A 523-nucleotide genomic window follows, 5' to 3' on the forward strand; every position below is an offset into this window, starting at 1 on the left:
GGGGTGGACATCCTCACCGGTGACCGGGACCTGTTCCAGCTCGTCGACGATGCCGCCGGGGTGCGGGTGCGGTACGCGGTGGAGAAGTTCGCCGTGGTCGACGAGGCGTCGGTGGCCGCCCGCTACGGCATCCCGGGGCGGGCGTACGCCGATTTCGCGGTGTTGCGCGGTGATCCCAGCGACGGGCTGCCCGGGGTTGCGGGTATCGGTGCGAAGACGGCGGCGGCGTTGCTGACCCGGTTCGGGTCGCTGGCGGCGATCCTCGCCGCGCTCGACACTCCCCCGGCGTCCGGTACGCGGGCGCAGCCGCCGGGGTTGACGGTGGCGGTGCGCCGGCGGCTGCAGGACGCCCGCGGCTATCTCGCCGCCGCGGTCGGGGTGGTCGCGGTGGTGCGTGACTGTGGCGTCGGTGAGGTGGACGGGCGGCTGCCGGCTGCTGCGGCGGATCCCCGCGCGGTGGTGGCGATCAGTGAACGGTGGGGGCTGGGGGGGCCGTGCACGCGGCTGGTGAACGCCCTGGGTG

At 75.1% G+C, this 523-nt stretch carries 1 protein-coding gene; it reads left to right on the forward strand.

Annotated features, from left to right (window positions below; genetic code table 11):
* A partial coding sequence (locus NBZ83_RS32560) for a 5'-3' exonuclease H3TH domain-containing protein (protein ID WP_308203858.1) occupies positions 1-523 on the forward strand: 523 nt, incomplete at both ends.

It is taken from the genome of Frankia gtarii (genome assembly GCF_025403375.1).
Taxonomy (GTDB): domain Bacteria; phylum Actinomycetota; class Actinomycetes; order Frankiales; family Frankiaceae; genus Frankia; species Frankia gtarii.